This is a genomic window from Streptomyces sp. NPDC002138 (assembly GCF_040296485.1).
Taxonomy (GTDB): Bacteria; Actinomycetota; Actinomycetes; order Streptomycetales; family Streptomycetaceae; genus Streptomyces.
Genome location: NZ_JBEOXE010000113.1, coordinates 1 through 14,434, shown reverse-complemented (window position 1 = coordinate 14,434; position 14,434 = coordinate 1). Strand labels below are relative to the sequence as shown.

16 protein-coding genes and 1 pseudogene are annotated in these 14,434 nt (G+C 71.4%); 10 read left to right on the top strand and 7 right to left on the bottom strand.

The annotated features are described in order from the left end of the window. A partial coding sequence (locus tag ABT084_RS36550; RefSeq protein ID WP_351053748.1) for a tetratricopeptide repeat protein occupies positions 1–731 on the top strand: 731 nt, incomplete at its 5' end. A gap of 72 nt (positions 732–803) precedes the next feature. Here ABT084_RS36550 and hppD read toward each other — a convergent pair. After that, positions 804–1,949: a 4-hydroxyphenylpyruvate dioxygenase gene (gene hppD / locus ABT084_RS36545; protein ID WP_351053745.1), complete on the bottom strand. Its 1,146-nt coding sequence runs from the start codon at positions 1,947–1,949 to the stop codon at positions 804–806. A gap of 133 nt (positions 1,950–2,082) precedes the next feature. On the opposite strand from hppD, the gene ABT084_RS36540 reads away from it, so the two are divergent. The 8 genes from ABT084_RS36540 (at position 2,083) to ABT084_RS36505 (ending at position 8,808) form a co-directional block, all read left to right on the top strand. Further along, a complete protein-coding gene (locus tag ABT084_RS36540) occupies positions 2,083–2,553 on the top strand; it encodes an Lrp/AsnC family transcriptional regulator (protein WP_351053757.1) in 471 nt (156 codons plus the stop codon). Positions 2,554–2,629: 76 nt separating this feature from the next. Further along, positions 2,630–3,277 carry an ABC transporter permease gene (locus ABT084_RS36535; RefSeq protein ID WP_351053742.1) on the top strand — a complete coding sequence of 216 codons (648 nt, stop codon included), beginning with the start codon at positions 2,630–2,632 and terminating at the stop codon, positions 3,275–3,277. After that, positions 3,270–4,547, top strand: coding sequence for a betaine/proline/choline family ABC transporter ATP-binding protein (locus ABT084_RS36530; RefSeq protein WP_502969286.1), 1,278 nt, complete (start codon positions 3,270–3,272; stop codon positions 4,545–4,547). The genes ABT084_RS36535 and ABT084_RS36530 overlap by 8 nt, the downstream gene beginning before the upstream one ends. Then, complete coding sequence (locus ABT084_RS36525; RefSeq protein ID WP_351053740.1) at positions 4,544–5,428, top strand: ABC transporter permease; 885 nt, start codon at positions 4,544–4,546, stop codon at positions 5,426–5,428. The genes ABT084_RS36530 and ABT084_RS36525 overlap by 4 nt, the downstream gene beginning before the upstream one ends. Positions 5,429–5,482: 54 nt before the next feature. After that, entirely contained in the window at positions 5,483–6,421 is a 939-nt protein-coding gene (locus ABT084_RS36520) for a glycine betaine ABC transporter substrate-binding protein (RefSeq protein ID WP_351053751.1), read from the top strand. 68 nt (positions 6,422–6,489) lie between these two features. Next, positions 6,490–7,116 carry an ArsR/SmtB family transcription factor gene (locus tag ABT084_RS36515; RefSeq protein WP_351053737.1) on the top strand — a complete coding sequence of 209 codons (627 nt, stop codon included), beginning with the start codon at positions 6,490–6,492 and terminating at the stop codon, positions 7,114–7,116. Between the two features lie 79 nt (positions 7,117–7,195). Next, on the top strand, positions 7,196–7,435 hold the full coding sequence (locus tag ABT084_RS36510; protein ID WP_351053735.1) for a hypothetical protein: 240 nt from the start codon (positions 7,196–7,198) through the stop codon (positions 7,433–7,435). Then, complete coding sequence (locus ABT084_RS36505) at positions 7,432–8,808, top strand: MFS transporter (RefSeq protein ID WP_351053732.1); 1,377 nt, start codon at positions 7,432–7,434, stop codon at positions 8,806–8,808. Before ABT084_RS36510 ends, ABT084_RS36505 begins: the two co-directional genes overlap by 4 nt. Here the strand turns inward: ABT084_RS36505 and ABT084_RS36500 are convergent. Continuing rightward, complete coding sequence (locus ABT084_RS36500; protein ID WP_351053729.1) at positions 8,759–9,535, bottom strand: S16 family serine protease; 777 nt, start codon at positions 9,533–9,535, stop codon at positions 8,759–8,761. The genes ABT084_RS36505 and ABT084_RS36500 overlap by 50 nt on opposite strands. A gap of 55 nt (positions 9,536–9,590) precedes the next feature. Beyond that, positions 9,591–10,232, bottom strand: a complete 642-nt coding sequence (locus tag ABT084_RS36495) for an IclR family transcriptional regulator (RefSeq protein WP_007264382.1) — start codon at positions 10,230–10,232, stop codon at positions 9,591–9,593. 369 nt (positions 10,233–10,601) lie between these two features. Here ABT084_RS36495 and ABT084_RS36490 point away from each other — a divergent pair, with 369 nt between their 5' ends. Next, positions 10,602–11,621, top strand: a complete 1,020-nt coding sequence (locus ABT084_RS36490) for a hypothetical protein (protein WP_351053726.1) — start codon at positions 10,602–10,604, stop codon at positions 11,619–11,621. A gap of 88 nt (positions 11,622–11,709) precedes the next feature. On the opposite strand, the gene ABT084_RS36485 is transcribed toward ABT084_RS36490, so the two are convergent. From ABT084_RS36485 to ABT084_RS36470, 4 genes and pseudogenes are all read right to left on the bottom strand, one after another. Next, positions 11,710–13,494, bottom strand: coding sequence for a DEAD/DEAH box helicase (locus ABT084_RS36485; protein ID WP_351053723.1), 1,785 nt, complete (start codon positions 13,492–13,494; stop codon positions 11,710–11,712). 202 nt (positions 13,495–13,696) lie between these two features. Next, entirely contained in the window at positions 13,697–14,068 is a 372-nt protein-coding gene (locus ABT084_RS36480; protein WP_351053721.1) for a type II toxin-antitoxin system death-on-curing family toxin, read from the bottom strand. Next, entirely contained in the window at positions 14,065–14,262 is a 198-nt protein-coding gene (locus tag ABT084_RS36475) for an Arc family DNA-binding protein (RefSeq protein WP_351053718.1), read from the bottom strand. The genes ABT084_RS36480 and ABT084_RS36475 overlap by 4 nt, the downstream gene beginning before the upstream one ends. 61 nt (positions 14,263–14,323) lie before the next feature. Beyond that, positions 14,324–14,434: pseudogene (locus ABT084_RS36470) on the bottom strand (DUF5936 domain-containing protein); the annotation flags it as partial.

The window sequence follows — 14,434 nt, the reverse complement described above, 5'->3', positions numbered from 1 at the left end:
GGGACGCCGGGGAGGCGCTGCGGATGTTCGAGGGCGCCCTGCGGACCGACCCCGCGCAGGCGGAGGCCCGGGGCGGGCGGGCGCGGGCGCTGGCCTCGCTGGGGCGCGAGGGCGAGGCCGTGCGGGACTACCGGATGGCGCTGGGCCGGGCGCCGGTGCCGCACCTCGCGCTGGAGCTGGGCGAGCTGCTGGAGTCGCTGGGCCGCACGGAGGAGGCGCGCGTCCCGTACGAGCTGCTGGCCTCGCTGGCCTCGAAGGGCGTGCCGAACGGGGTCGGTGAGGACGTGACCCTGGGCCTGTTCGAGGCGGACCACGGGAATCCGGCGGCGGCGGTGCGGCGGCTGACGGCGGAGTGGGGGCGGCACAAGAACATGCAGGTGGCGGATGCCCTGGGATGGGCGCTGCACCGGGCGGGGGACGATCCGGCCGCGCTGGAGTACGCGAAGAAGGCGACGGAGCCGGGGGTGCGCAGCGCGGACTTCGCCTATCACCGGGGCCAGATCGAGCGGGGCCTCGGGGACGTGGCGGCGGCGCGCAGGTTCTTCGAGGAGGCGCTGCGGACCAATCCGCGGTTCTCTCCGCTGCGGGGGCCGCAGACGAAGGAGGCGCTGGAGGCGGTGGGCCGGCCGGCGGCGGGCGGGCCGGAGAACATGCAGCCGACGACGCCGTGGGTGGCGCCGGTGCTGCCGAAGCCCTCGGCGAAGCCGTCGCCGTCGGCGTCCGCCCACTGAGCGGCGGGGCCCCGGTCGGATACGGCGGCGGGGCCCCGGCGCACGCGCCGCCCGGGGCCCCGCCGACGCGGACTACAGGTTGCCGCGCTTCTCCTGCTCGCGCTCGATCGCCTCGAACAGGGCCTTGAAGTTGCCCTTGCCGAAGCCCATCGAGCCGTGGCGCTCGATCATCTCGAAGAAGACGGTCGGCTTGTCCTGGACCGGCTTCGTGAAGATCTGCAGCAGGTACCCGTCCTCGTCGCGGTCGACGAGGATCTTCAGCTCGCGCAGGGTCTCGACCGGCACGCGGGTCTCGCCCGCCCACTCGCCGAGCGTGTCGTAGTACGAGTCCGGGGTGTCCAGGAAGGCCACGCCGGCCGCGCGCATCGCCCGTACCGTCGCCACGATGTCGTTCGTGGCGAGCGCGATGTGCTGGACGCCGGCGCCGCCGTAGAACTCGAGGTACTCGTCGATCTGCGACTTCTTCTTCGCGATCGCCGGTTCGTTGATCGGGAACTTCACCTTCAGGGTGCCGTCCGCGACGACCTTCGACATCAGCGCCGAGTACTCGGTCGCGATGTCGTCGCCCACGAACTCCTTCATGTTCGTGAAGCCCATGACCTTGTTGTAGAAGGCGACCCACTCGTTCATGCGGCCCAGCTCGACGTTGCCGACGCAGTGGTCGATCGCCTGGAAGGTCCGCTTCGCGGGCGGGGTCACCATCGGCTCGGCGGCGACGAAGCCCGGCAGGTAGGGGCCGGTGTAGTTCGAGCGGTCGACCAGGGTGTGGCGGGTCTGGCCGTAGGTGGCGATCGCGGCCAGCACGACCGTGCCGTGCTCGTCCTTGAGCTCGTACGGCTCGTCCAGGCCGCGCGCGCCCTGCTCGACGGCGTAGGCGTAGGCGGCGCGCGCGTCGGGGACCTCGATGGCGAGGTCGATGACGCCGTCGCCGTGCTCGGCGACGTGCTCGGCGATGAACCGGCCGTGGTCGGTGGACGCCTTGATGACCGAGGTCAGGACGAAGCGCGCGGAGCCGTTGGTCAGGACGTAGCTCGCGGTCTCGCGGGTGCCGTTCTCCGGTCCGGAGTAGGCGACCAGCTTCATGCCGAAGGCCGTGGAGTAGAAGTGCGCGGCCTGCTTGGCATTGCCGACGGCGAAGACGACCGCGTCCATTCCCTTGACCGGGAAGGGGTCTGCCGAGCGTGCGGCGTCCGTGGCGTGATCGAGGGTCTCAGTCATGAGCGCAGAGTCCCGCCGAACCACAAGCTGCGCAATAGTTCGTATTTTCACTGCACAGATTGTCCTGTCAGACCGCAGGATGGGTGCAGCATCCGTACAGGATGACCAGCTCATGACCGACGAGGGGAAGCCCATGGGAATCGACCGGCTGGACGGAAGGCTCCTCGTACTGCTCGCCCGGGAACCCCGCATCGGGGTGCTGGAGGCGTCCCGGCGGCTCGGCGTGGCGCGCGGCACGGTGCAGGCGCGCCTCGACCGTCTTCAGTCGAACGGCGTCATCCGCGGCTTCGGCCCGCAGGTGGATCCGACGGCGCTCGGTTACCCGGTCACGGCCTTCGCCACGCTGGAGATCAAGCAGGGGCAAGGCGCGGACGTACGGGCGCACTTGGCCGGGGTGCCGGAGGTCCTGGAGCTGCACACCACGACGGGCCACGGGGACATGCTGTGCCGGCTGGTGGCCCGGTCCAACGCGGATCTTCAGCGGGTGATCGACCGGGTTGTCGGATTTGATGGCATTGTGCGGGCTTCGACAGCCATCGTCATGGAGAATCCCGTGCCCCTGCGGATCATCCCGCTCGTCGAACAGGCGGCCGAGGACGACTGAGCCGGCCCCGGGCCGGCCCCGCCGGACGCCACAGGGCCGACCTGGCTGGACGACACGAAGGGCGAGGTGACGCGGCGTGAGCTTCTGGGCCTACCTGTCGCACCGCCACCAGCAGCTGCTCACCGACGCCTTCCAGCACGCCAGCGCCGTCTTCCAGTGCATGGTGATCGCGACCGCGCTCGGCATCGCCATCGGCGTCCTCACCTACCGCAGCGGCTGGGCGGGCAACCTGGCCATCACCTCCACCGCCACCGTGCTGACCGTCCCCTCCCTCGCCCTGCTCGGCCTGCTGATCCCGCTCGTGGGGCTCGGCGTCGCACCGACCGTGATCGCGCTGACCCTGTACGGGCTGCTGCCGATCGTCCGGAACTCGATCGTGGGCCTGCGGGGCGTGGACCCGGCCCTCGTCGACGCCGCCACCGGCATCGGCATGTCGCGTACCGCACGGCTCCTGAGGGTCGAGCTGCCGCTCGCCTGGCCGCCGATCCTGACCGGCATCCGCGTCTCCACCCAGATGCTCATGGGCATCGCCGCGATCGCCGCGTACGCCTCGGGCCCGGGCCTCGGCAACGAGATCTTCCGCGGGATCGCCTCACTGGGCAGCGCCAACGCCATCAACCAGGTGCTGGCCGGGACCGTGGGCATCGTCATCCTCGCCCTGCTCTTCGACGCCGCGTACGTCCTGCTCGGCCGTCTCACCATCCCGAGGGGAATCCGTGTCTGAGCCGCCCGAGACCACCGCCGCGCCGTCCTCCACCGCCGCTTCCCCTTCCTCGGCCTCAGGGGCGACCATCCAGCTGGAGAACCTCACCAAGCGCTACCCCGGCAACCCCAGCCCCTCGGTCGACGGCGTCTCCATGGACATCAAGGCGGGCGAGACGGTCGTCTTCGTCGGCCCCTCCGGCTGCGGGAAGTCCACGACGCTCAAGATGATCAACCGGCTGATCGAGCCCACCTCGGGCCGGATCCGGATCGGCGACGAGGACGTCACCGACATGGACCCCGTCAAACTGCGCCGCAAGATCGGGTACGCGATCCAGTCGTCCGGGCTCTTCCCGCACATGACGGTCGCCGAGAACATCGCCCTGGTCCCCAAGATGGTCGGCTGGTCCACGTCCCGCGTGAAGGACCGGGTCGAGGAGATGCTCGACCTGGTGGGCCTGGACCCGAGGGAATTCCACGGCCGCTATCCGCGCCAGCTCTCGGGCGGCCAGCAGCAGCGCGTGGGCGTGGCCCGGGCCCTGGCCGCCGATCCGCCCGTACTCCTGATGGACGAGCCCTTCGGCGCGGTGGACCCGATCACCCGCGACCACCTCCAGGACGAGCTGATCCGGCTCCAGCACGAGCTGCACAAGACGATCGTCTTCGTCACCCACGACTTCGACGAGGCCATCAAGCTGGGCGACCGGATCGCGGTGCTGCGCGAGCGTTCGCACATCGCCCAGTTCGACACCCCCGAGGCGATCCTCACCAACCCGACCGACGACTTCGTCTCCGGCTTCGTCGGCGCGGGCGCGGCCCTCAAACGGCTCAACCTCACCCGGGTCCGGGAGGTGGAGATCGCCGACTTCCCGACGGTGACGGTCGACGACCCGCTCCAGCTGATCTTCAACAAGCTGCGCACCGGCCCGCACAACGAGCTGCTGATGCTGGACCGGCGCGGCCGCCCCTACAAGTGGCTGCGGCGCGGCGACCTGATGCGCGCCAAGGGCTCCCTCGCGCGGGCGGGCCAGCTGGTGCACGACACGGTGACCCGGGACGCCACGCTGCACGACGCGCTGGAGGCGGTCCTGACCGACAGCGGCGGCCGGGTGGCGGTGACCGGGCGGCGCGGGGAGTACATCGGGGTGGTCGACATGGAGACCCTGATGAACTCGGTCCACGAAATGCTGGAGGCGGACCGGCTCGCGGCCGCCGAGCACCAGCACGACCTGGAGGAACTGCGCCACCACCACACCGAACAAGAGCTGGAGGGCGGTGCGGGTACGTCATGAGCACCACGGGGCACAGCCTCCGCGACGACGGGCTGGACGGCGACGACGACGAGCCGGGCGGCCATGGGCTGGGCGGCGGGGACGGCCCGGGCGGCGGTCCGGAGGGCGGGGCGGCGGGGCCGCTCGGCGCCCCGGCCGGGCGCCGGCGGCGGCGGATCACCCGGTCCCAGCTGTTCGTGCTGCCGGTCGCGCTGGCGCTGGTACTGCTGGCGACGTACCTGTGGATCACCAGCATCCACCTGGACACGATCGCCGAGAACTCCCTCAGCGGCGGGAACGTGCAGCTCCGGCTCTGGCAGCACATCCAACTCACCGCGATCTCCACCTTCTGGGTGCTGATCATCGCGATCCCGCTGGGGATCGCCCTCACCCGGAGCGGGCTGCGCAAGGCCGCTCCCCCGGTCATCGCGCTCGCCAACATCGGCCAGGCGACCCCGGCCATCGGACTGCTGGCGCTGCTGGTGATCTGGCTGGGCATCGGCTCCTCGACCGCGATCATCGGAATGGTGGCCTACGCCGTGCTGCCGGTGCTGTCGAACACGGTGGCGGGGCTGCGGGCGATCGATCCGCAGCTGGTGGAGGCGGCGCGCGGGATCGGGATGTCCTCCATGGGGACGCTGGGCAAGGTGGAACTGCCGCTGGCCGTCCCGCTGATCCTGGCGGGCGTACGGACGGCCCTGGTGCTCAACGTCGGTACGGCGGCCCTGGCCACCTTCGGCGGGGGCGGCGGCCTCGGCGACCTCATCACCTCGGGGATCCAGACGCAGCGGATGCCGGTGCTGGTGCTGGGGTCGGTGCTGACGGTGGCGCTGGCCCTGTTCGTGGACTGGCTGGCCGCGCTGGCCGAGACGGTCATGACGCCGCGCGGGCTGGAGGCGTAGATGGGTACGGCACACGGCGTACGGGCGGGGATCGGAGCGGGGGTCGCGGCGGCGATGCTGCTCGCGGCGGTCTCGGGGTGCGGCCTCAAGAGCGGATCGCCGCTGGTGGACGACGTGATCCCCGGCTCGGTCGGACAGGGACTCCCGCTCAAGGGCGCCTCCCTGACGGTCACCTCGAAGAACTTCAGCGAGAACATCGTGCTCGGCCAGATGATCGGGCTGATCTTCAAGGCGGCCGGGGCGGAGGTCCTGGACCGGACGAACCTGCCCGGCTCGATCAGCGCGCGCGAGGCGATCGTCAAGGGCGACGCGGACGCGATGTACGAGTACACCGGCACGGCCTGGATCACCTACCTGGGCAACGCCGAGCCGATCGAGGACCCGCGCGCGCAGTGGGAGGCGGTGCGGACCGCGGACGTGAAGAACGGCGTGGCGTGGCTGCCGCAGTCGACCCTCGACAACACCTACACGCTGGCGATCAGCAAGAAGAACAACGCGAAGTACCACCTGCGGACGATGTCCGACATGGCGAAGCTGGCCCGGGAGAACCCGGGGGCGGTGACGGTGTGCGTCGAGAACGAGTTCGCCTCGCGGGAGGACGGCCTGACCGGCATGGAGCGGGCCTACGACATGAAGATCCCGGCGGCCAACGTGCGGAAGATGGACGCCGGGATCATCTACACACAGGTGTCGACGTCGGACTCGTGCCTGCTGGGCGAGGCGTTCACGACGGACGGCCGGATCAAGGCGATGGACCTGGACACCCTGGCGGACGACAGGAAGTTCTTCCCCCACTACAACGCGGCCCCGGAGCTCCACGCGAAGACCCTCGCCAAGTACCCGGTGATCGCACGGCTGCTGGACCCGCTGTCGCGCAGGCTCACCACCGAGGTGGCGCAGGACCTGAACGCGAAGGTGGACGTGGAGGGGCAGGACCCGCACGACGTGGCGAAGGACTGGCTGATCGGACAGGGGTTCATCAAGAAGGGGTGAGGAACTTACAAAGAAACCTGTGCAAAGAAGTGCTTGCAAAGGGTCCTTTGTAAGTCTACGGTGGTGTCATGCCCGACGACAGCGAACCTCACCCGACCACCGCCCCCACGCCCGTCACACCCACCACGCCCAAGGTCCGTCACCTCGACGCGCACACCCTGCGGGGTCTCGCCCACCCGCTGCGCATGCGGCTGCTGGCAGCCCTGCGCCACGACGGACCCGCCACCGCTTCCCAACTCGCCGAGCGGCTCGGCGAGTCCAGCGGAGCCACCAGCTACCACCTGCGCCAGCTCGCCGCCCACGGGTTCGTCGAGGACGCGCCCGAGCACGGCAAGGGGCGCGAGCGCTGGTGGCGGGCCGCCCATGAGGGCACGGCCCTGGACGACACGCTGATGGACGACGCCGACCCGGCCACGCGCAGCGCCGCGGAGATGTTCCTGCACGAGATCGCGACGACCCACGCGCAGGAGATGAACGCGTGGCTCAGCAGCACCCACAACTGGTCGACGGAGTGGCGGCGCGGCACGGACCTCAGCGACTTCACGCTGCGGCTGACCTCCGGCCAGACGCAGGAACTGATCGGCAAGCTGCACGACCTGATCAACAGTTACCGCGACTTGGCGCCCGCGGAGGGCGCGGAGGACGCCGCGACGGTCCGCTTCCACACCCACGCCTTCCCGCGGAACTCCGGCTGACGCCGGACCCCGCACCAACCGCACGGCACCACCTGGGAAACCGATTGCCCCGACCCCTCCTGCCGGAAAGAGTCCTGCCATGTACGCGTTCACTCCCGCCGAGACCCACTCCGCCCTCCACGCCGCCCGCGCCGACGAACTGGCCGCGGGAGCCGCCGAAGCCACCACCCGGCGCCTCGCCCTGATCCACGCCCGGGAGGGCGACACCACCCCCGCCCCGGCCGTGCGCACGCTGCTCGGCAAGGCGCTCGTCGCCGCCGGGACCCGGCTGCTCGACCAGGGCTACGGCCGCGGCTCCGCCCACCCGCACGCGGCATGAGCCGGCGCCCGTTCGCGGCCGTCCTGGCCGCCAACACCATCTCGATAGCGGGCAGTTCGCTCACCCTCATCGGCGTCCCGTGGTTCGTGCTCCAGACGACGGGCAGCGCCGGCCGGGCCGGGGTCGTGGCCTTCTGCGCCACCCTGCCGGTCATCGTGGCCGCTCTCGTCGGAGGACCGGTCATCGACCGGACAGGCCGCCGCCGGGTCTCGGTCATCTCCGACCTGGTCTGCGCCCTCGCCGTCGGCGCCGTTCCGCTGCTGCACTACGCGGGGGCCCTGGAGTTCTGGATGCTGTGCGCGCTGATGGCCGTCAGCGGCCTGGTGCACACCCCGGGGCTGACCGCCCGCGGCGTGCTGCTGCCCGACCTCGCCGCGCACGCGGGGACCACCCTCACGCGGGCCGCCGGGCTCTACGACGCGGTGTCGCGCGGGGCGCGGATGATCGGGGCGGCGCTGGCGGGCGTACTCATCGCGTTCTTCGGGGCGGAGTCCGTCCTGCTGCTGGACGCGGCCACCTTCGGGGCGTCCGCGCTGCTGGTCGGCGCGTTCCTGCGCGGGATACCGGCGGCGGAACCGCGGCGCGGGGCCGGGGCGGTGTCCCTGGCGGAGTACCGCGCCGAGCTGGGCGAGGGGTGGGCGTTCCTGCTCAAGTCCCGTCTGCTGCTGGGCATCACCTTCATGGTCATGCTGACGAATGGCATGGACCAGGCCTGGGGCGCCGTACTGCTCCCGGTGCACGGCCGCGAGTCGCTCGGCGGGGCCACCGCGATCGGCTTGCTGATCTCGCTGTTCGGCGGCTTCGCGCTGCTGGGCGCGCTGCTCTACGGCGCCTGGGGCGACCGGCTGCCCCGGCGGCTGGTGTTCGCGATCGCCTTCATGCTCTGCGGGGCTCCGCGCTATGTGATGGCGGGCCTCACCGACACCACCCTGCCGCTGGCCGTGACGATGGCGCTGTCCGGGCTCGGGGCGGGCGTGCTCAACCCGGTGCTCACCACGGTGATCTACGAGCACGTGCCCGAGGAACTGCGCAGCCGGGTGGCGGGCGTGACCACGGCGGGCTGTGAACTGACCATGCCGCTGGGCGGACTTGCCGCTGGTCTGCTGGTCGAGGGCTGGGGCATCGGGCCGGCGCTGCTGCTGTTCGGCGGGGCCTATCTGCTGACGACCCTCGCGCCGCTGGTCTTCCCGGCCTGGCGGGCGATGGAGAAGCCGCGGCCCGGCGGGCCGGATCTCGGCGTGGCGGACCTCGGCGGTACGGACATCGGTGGGGCGGGCCTCGGCGGTACGGACGTCGGTGGGGCGGGCCTCGGCGAGGCCGGCCTCAGCAGGACGGGACCGCTTCCCCGCGGTTCAGTGCCCGCAGATCGCTGACCGCTTCCGTCAGGGTCGTGACGGGGATCAGCCTCAGCCCGTCGGGGAGTTCGGACAGGGCGTCCGAGCATTCCGCCTTCGGGACCAGGAAGACGGTCGCGCCGTCCCGCGCGGCGGCCTGGGTCTTCAGGGCCACGCCACCGACCGCGCCGACCTCGCCGTCCGCGGTGATGGTGCCCGTACCGGCGATGTCGCGGCCGCCGGTGAGGTCGCCGCCCTTTCCGTCCCCGTCGAGTTTGTCGACGATGCCGAGGGAAAAGAGCAGTCCGGCACTCGGGCCTCCGACATCGGCGAGGTTGAGTTCGACCTTCACGGTGTCGGGGCTCTTGTGGAGAAAGCCGAGGGCGGCCTGGGCGGCCGCCGACTGCGATTTGGTCATTTCCTCCATATTGTGCGCGCTGATCTCTTTGTCGCTCCCGCCCGTCGGATAGACCGCTTCCTTGGGCATGACGGCGCGGTCCGTCCGGAACCAGTTGTCGACGAGCTCGGCCAGGCCGACCGTGCTGGACGGGCCGGTGGCGAGGATCGTGGTCATCCGCAGGTGACCGGCCGTCTCCCGGGTCGGCGCGCCCGTGACCGTGATGACGGGCTTGCCGTCCTTCGCCCCGAGTACGTCCGTGGTGAGCCCCGGGCTCGCGAGGACGAACGGCAGGGGCGCCAGGGCGGCCACGGCCAGCAGCCCGACGAGGGGCGCGGCGCAGAGGGCCAGGGCGGCGGGACGCGGCATGCGTGTGAGACGAGAGAGCACCCGGTCAATCTAGCCGCCGGGTGCCCGCTCCGGTTCAGCGCAGCGCGTCGGCGACCTCCCGGGCCGCGTCCACGACCCGCGGACCGACCCGTTCGGGCACGGCGTCGGCGAGCATCACGACGCCGACGCTGCCCTCCAGGCCCGTGATGCCCACCAGGGGCGCGGCAGCGCCGCTGGCGCCCGCTTCCAGCTCCCCGTGGGTGAGGGTGTACCCGGGCTCGATCAAGGAGCCCTGACGGGCGGCCAGGATCGCCCGGCCCGCCGCCCCGCGGTCCAGCGGGTGACGGAAGCCCGCCCGGTAGGCCACGTGGTAGTCGGTCCAGGTGGGCTCCACGACGGCCACGGCGAGCGCCTCGGTCCCGTCGACGAGGGTCAGGTGCGCGGTGGCCCCTATGTCCTCGGCGAGGGAGCGCAGTGCGGGCAGGGCCGCCTCGCGCACGAGCGGGTGGACCTGACGTCCCAGCCGCAGTACGCCGAGGCCGACGCGGGCGCGGCCGCCGAGGTCGCGGCGGACCAGGGCGTGCTGCTCGAGCGTGGCGAGGAGGCGGTAGACCACGGTGCGGTTGACACCGAGTCGGTTGGACAGCTCGGTGACGGTCAGACCGTGGTCGGTGTCGGCGAGCAGTTTGAGGACTCTGAGTCCTCTGTCGAGAGTCTGGGAGGTCTCCGCGGTCACGACGCCTCTCCCTCTTTCGGTGAGCGGCGGTGACTCTCGCGGGGTGGAGCGCTGCCGTATCCCTTCGGCGACGCACGGAGAGGCCGCCGGTACGTGCCATGGCACCGGCTGCGCTCCCGCGGCGGCTCTGCCACGGGGCGTTTCATTGCGGGGACAGTAGCGACCGGGTCCGCTCAGCGGAAGGGCTCGTCCAGAATCCGGGCGCCTGATGCCCGTATATGCCGATTCGATCCTGGCCCGTGTGTCATTTCGTGACCTACCCCGGCGTAAAAGCGGTTTAAAGAGCTATTACTCTGAGCGTGTTCAAAAAGATTTTTGGGGTGGGGTCGGGCGAATCGCCCGGAGCCACACGGGAGGGAAGAAACACCAATGAATCTCAAGCGCATGGCCGTCGTGGCCGCCGCGGCCGTGGTCGGTCCGACGGTCCTCATGGCCACGCCCGCGATGGCGGACGAGGCCAGGACCACCTCCGTCACGACCCCGGACACCGACCTCACGAAGGACGACGCGGCGGCCCCGGTCAAGGCCGACACCCCGGCCCCGGTCGCCGACGCCAAGCCCGCCCCGGCTCCGGCCCCGGTCCTCCCGCCGGCCCCGGTCGTCCCGGTCCTCCCCCCGTCCCCGGTCGTCCCGCCGGTCCCCGCTCCCGTCCCGGCCCCGGGCATCGGCACCGGTCTGGACGACGAGGACGACGTGGCCGCCACCGGCCCGAAGCTGGGCCTGAAGGGCGTCCCGTCCGCCTTCAAGGCGGGCGGCGAGTGGACCGGCTTCAAGGTCACCGTCGACAACGACGGCAAGGCCCAGAAGAGCTACGTCCTCGTCCTGGCCGTCGCCGACGAGCACGCCAAGCTGAAGGGCAAGGACGTCCAGGTCCAGGTCCTGGTGGGCGGCGCCTGGCACAACACCGAGATCGTCTCCGAGGACGGCACCCCCGTCGCCCTGCTGACGGACGACATCAGCCTCCCGAAGGGCGCCACGGAGCTCTCCGTCCGCGTCCGCTTCGGCGCGAACGCCCCGGCCGGCGAGATCCTGTTCGCAGTCTCCGGCGGCAGCAACACCGACGAGGACACCTGGTCGGACACGGCCATCGAGTACTCGAAGATCACCCGCAGCACCACCGGCGGTGGCAACACCGGCGGTAACCAGGGCAACGGCAACGGCAACACCGGTGGCAACACCAACAACCCGAAGCCCGACGGTGGCACCACCACCCCGGTCGTCGACCACACCACCAACACCGGCACGGGCACCGGCACCACCGGTGGCCAGCTCGCCGAGACCGGCGCCGACGCCGCCACCACCTGGGCCGTCGGTGGCGCGGGCGTGGCCCTCGCCATGGGCGCCGCCCTGGTCGCGGGCACCGGCCGCCGCCGTCGCCCGACCGCTTAACACCCTGCGGTAGAACGAGCGGAACGGCGGGAGGGGGCCCGGGCGCGACACACGCGCCCGGGCCCCCTCCCGCCGGCTCACCGCCGGGTCACCGCATCCGGGTGGCCCACTCCTGCACCTTCTTGATCCGCTCGCGCAGCTGCCCGGCCGTCGCCTCCGCGCTCGGCGGCCCGCCGCACACCCGCCGCAGCTCGGTGTGGATCACGCCGTGCGGCTTCCCGCTCTGGTGGACGTACGCGCCCACCATCGTGTTCAGCGACTTGCGCAGCTCCAGCAGCTCCTTGTGCGACACCACGGGCCGCCGGTCGGCCGGCAGCTCCAGCAGGTCCGCCTCGGAGTCCGGCTTGCGGCGGCTGTGCGCGATCTGCCGGGCCTGGCGCTTGTGCAGCAGCAGCTGGACCTGGTCCGGCTCCAGCAGCCCGGGGATGCCCAGGTAGTCCTGCTCCTCCTCGCTGCCGGGGTGCGCCTGCATCCCGAACTCGGCGCCGTCGAAGAGCACCCGGTCGAAGACGGCGTCGGACTCCAGCGCCTCGAAGGACATCTGCTCCTCGTCGCCGGTGTCCTCGTCCTCCTGCCGGTTCGCCTCCTCCATCTCCTTCTCGGAGTCGGCGTAGGGGTCTTCCTCCCCCTGCTTCTTCGGCTTGTCGAGGACGTGGTCGCGCTCGACCTCCATCTCGTTGGCGAAGCCGAGGAGGTAGGGGATCGTAGGAAGGAACACGGACGCGGTCTCGCCGCGCCTGCGCGATCGCACGAAGCGTCCGACGGCCTGCGCGAAGAACAGCGGGGTGGAGATCGTCGTCGCGTACACGCCGACCGCCAGGCGCGGTACGTCGACGCCCTCGGACACCATCCGGACCGCGACCATCCAGCGGCTGCCGTCCTCGCTGAAGGTGTCGATCCGCTTCGAGGCGCCGGTGTCGTCGGAGAGGACGACGGTCGCCTTGGTCCCGGTGATCTCCCGGATCAGCTTGGCGTACGCGCGCGCGGACTCCTGGTCGGCGGCGATCACCAGGCCGCCCGCGTCCGGGATGCCCTTCCTGACCTCGGTCAGGCGCTGGTCGGCGGCGCGCAGCACGTTCGGCATCCAGTCGCCGCGCGGGTCCAGCGCGGTGCGCCAGGCCTGCGAGATGGCGTCCTTGGTCATCGGCTCGCCGAGCCGGGCGGCGATCTCGTCGCCCGCCTTGGTGCGCCAGCGCATGTTGCCGCTGTAGGACATGAAGATCACGGGCCGCACGACGCCGTCGGCGAGCGCGTTCCCGTAGCCGTAGGTGTAGTCGGCGCTGGAACGCCGGATGCCGTCGTTCCCCTCCTCGTACGTGACGAAGGGGATCGGGTTCGTGTCGGAGCGGAAGGGCGTACCGGTCAGCGCGAGCCGCCGGGTCGCCGGGTCGAAGGCCTCCAGGCACGCCTCGCCCCAGGACTTCGAGTCACCGGCGTGGTGGATCTCGTCGAGGATCACCAGGGTCTTGCGCTGCTCGCACCGGTTGCGGTGCAGCATCGGCCGCACGCCGACACCCGCGTAGGTGACGGCGACCCCGTGGTAGTCCTTGCTGAGCGGCCCCGCCGAGTAGTCGGGGTCGAGCCGGATCCCTATCCGGGCCGCCGCTTCCGCCCACTGCTTCTTGAGGTGTTCGGTGGGCGCGACGACGGTCACCTGCTGCACGACGTGGTGGTGCAGCAGCCAGGACGCGAGGGTCAGCGCGAAGGTGGTCTTGCCGGCGCCGGGGGTCGCGACGGCCATGAAGTCGCGCGGCTGGGTCTCGAGGTATCGGGTGAGCGCACCCTCCTGCCAGGCACGCAGCTTGCTGGCAGTGCCCCACGGCGCGCGGCCGGGGAAGGCGGGTGAGAGGTGGTGGGAGGCGGTAGTAGTCACGGTCTCCGGTTCGGGCTCTCGGTGGCGTATCCATTACGGGCGGCGGTACGGGCGTCGGTACGGGCGGCAGGCGGTCGTACGTAGGACAACCGGGCCACCTTACCGGCCCCGGCCGGGGCCCGCGGGAGACGCGGGGCCGTGACCTCGGCGGGTGCGGCGAGCGTCACATTCCGCGGGTCGGCGGGCCGGGGGCCCGGGCGCGTCAGCGGGCGAACCGCGGCAGCTGCGCGGCGATCTTCGGTACGTCCAGCGCTCCTTGGCAGACGTCCAGCACGAAGCGCTCGGCCTCGTCGACGTCGAAACCGGCGTCGAGGGGGTGGCCGTTCATGTGGAGGAAGACCCAGGCCGCGTACCAGGCGATGCGCTTGTTGCCGTCGACCAGGCCGTGGTTGCGGGCGAGCGACTCCATCAGGGCGGCGGCCTTCTCCCAGACGTCCGGGTAGGCGTCCTGGCCGAACACGCTCGACCGGGGGCGCGCGAGCGCGGAGTCGAGCAGCCCGTAATCGCGCACGTCACTGGTCCCGAGCCGCTCCGCGAGGTTCAGCACCTCGGGCAGGGTCAGGTAACGGGTCACGCGAGCCGCCGGTTCAGCTCACCACTGACCTTCAGGACGTGCTCGGCCGCCTCGTTGAACAGCCGGGAGTGTTCGTTCACGGCCGCGATCACCGCCTCGTGCGCGAAGGACTGCATGCTGCGGCCCTCCGCCTCGGCGCGCTCGCGCAGGGCGTCCAGCTCTTCTTCGGTGAACCTGACATTGAGACCGGCCATGAGCCGATGGTACCGCGCGGTACCACTCGGCGTCAGCCGGATTTCGCGGCCGGGCCGGGGGCCGCGCGGTCAGCCTGCGGCCCGTCAGGCGCAGCACCATCGGTGCCCAGCGGATGCCCATCCGGTCGACGAGCGAGCCGACGGCGGTGGTCCGCGAGGCGCCGACCTCCAG

Excerpts from the sequence above, each read along its gene's own strand:
- ABT084_RS36490 (WP_351053726.1), top strand. The coding sequence starts at position 10,602 with ATGAATCTCAAGCGCATGGCCGTCGTGGCCGCCGCGGCCGTGGTCGGT.
- ABT084_RS36520 (WP_351053751.1), top strand. The coding sequence starts at position 5,483 with ATGCTGCTCGCGGCGGTCTCGGGGTGCGGCCTCAAGAGCGGATCGCCG.
- ABT084_RS36515 (WP_351053737.1), top strand. The coding sequence starts at position 6,490 with ATGCCCGACGACAGCGAACCTCACCCGACCACCGCCCCCACGCCCGTC.
- ABT084_RS36505 (WP_351053732.1), top strand. The coding sequence starts at position 7,432 with ATGAGCCGGCGCCCGTTCGCGGCCGTCCTGGCCGCCAACACCATCTCG.
- ABT084_RS36540 (WP_351053757.1), top strand. The coding sequence starts at position 2,083 with ATGGGAATCGACCGGCTGGACGGAAGGCTCCTCGTACTGCTCGCCCGG.
- ABT084_RS36525 (WP_351053740.1), top strand. The coding sequence starts at position 4,544 with ATGAGCACCACGGGGCACAGCCTCCGCGACGACGGGCTGGACGGCGAC.
- ABT084_RS36475 (WP_351053718.1), bottom strand. The coding sequence starts at position 14,262 with ATGGCCGGTCTCAATGTCAGGTTCACCGAAGAAGAGCTGGACGCCCTG.
- ABT084_RS36500 (WP_351053729.1), bottom strand. The coding sequence starts at position 9,535 with ATGCCGCGTCCCGCCGCCCTGGCCCTCTGCGCCGCGCCCCTCGTCGGG.
- ABT084_RS36510 (WP_351053735.1), top strand. The coding sequence starts at position 7,196 with ATGTACGCGTTCACTCCCGCCGAGACCCACTCCGCCCTCCACGCCGCC.
- hppD (WP_351053745.1), bottom strand. The coding sequence starts at position 1,949 with ATGACTGAGACCCTCGATCACGCCACGGACGCCGCACGCTCGGCAGAC.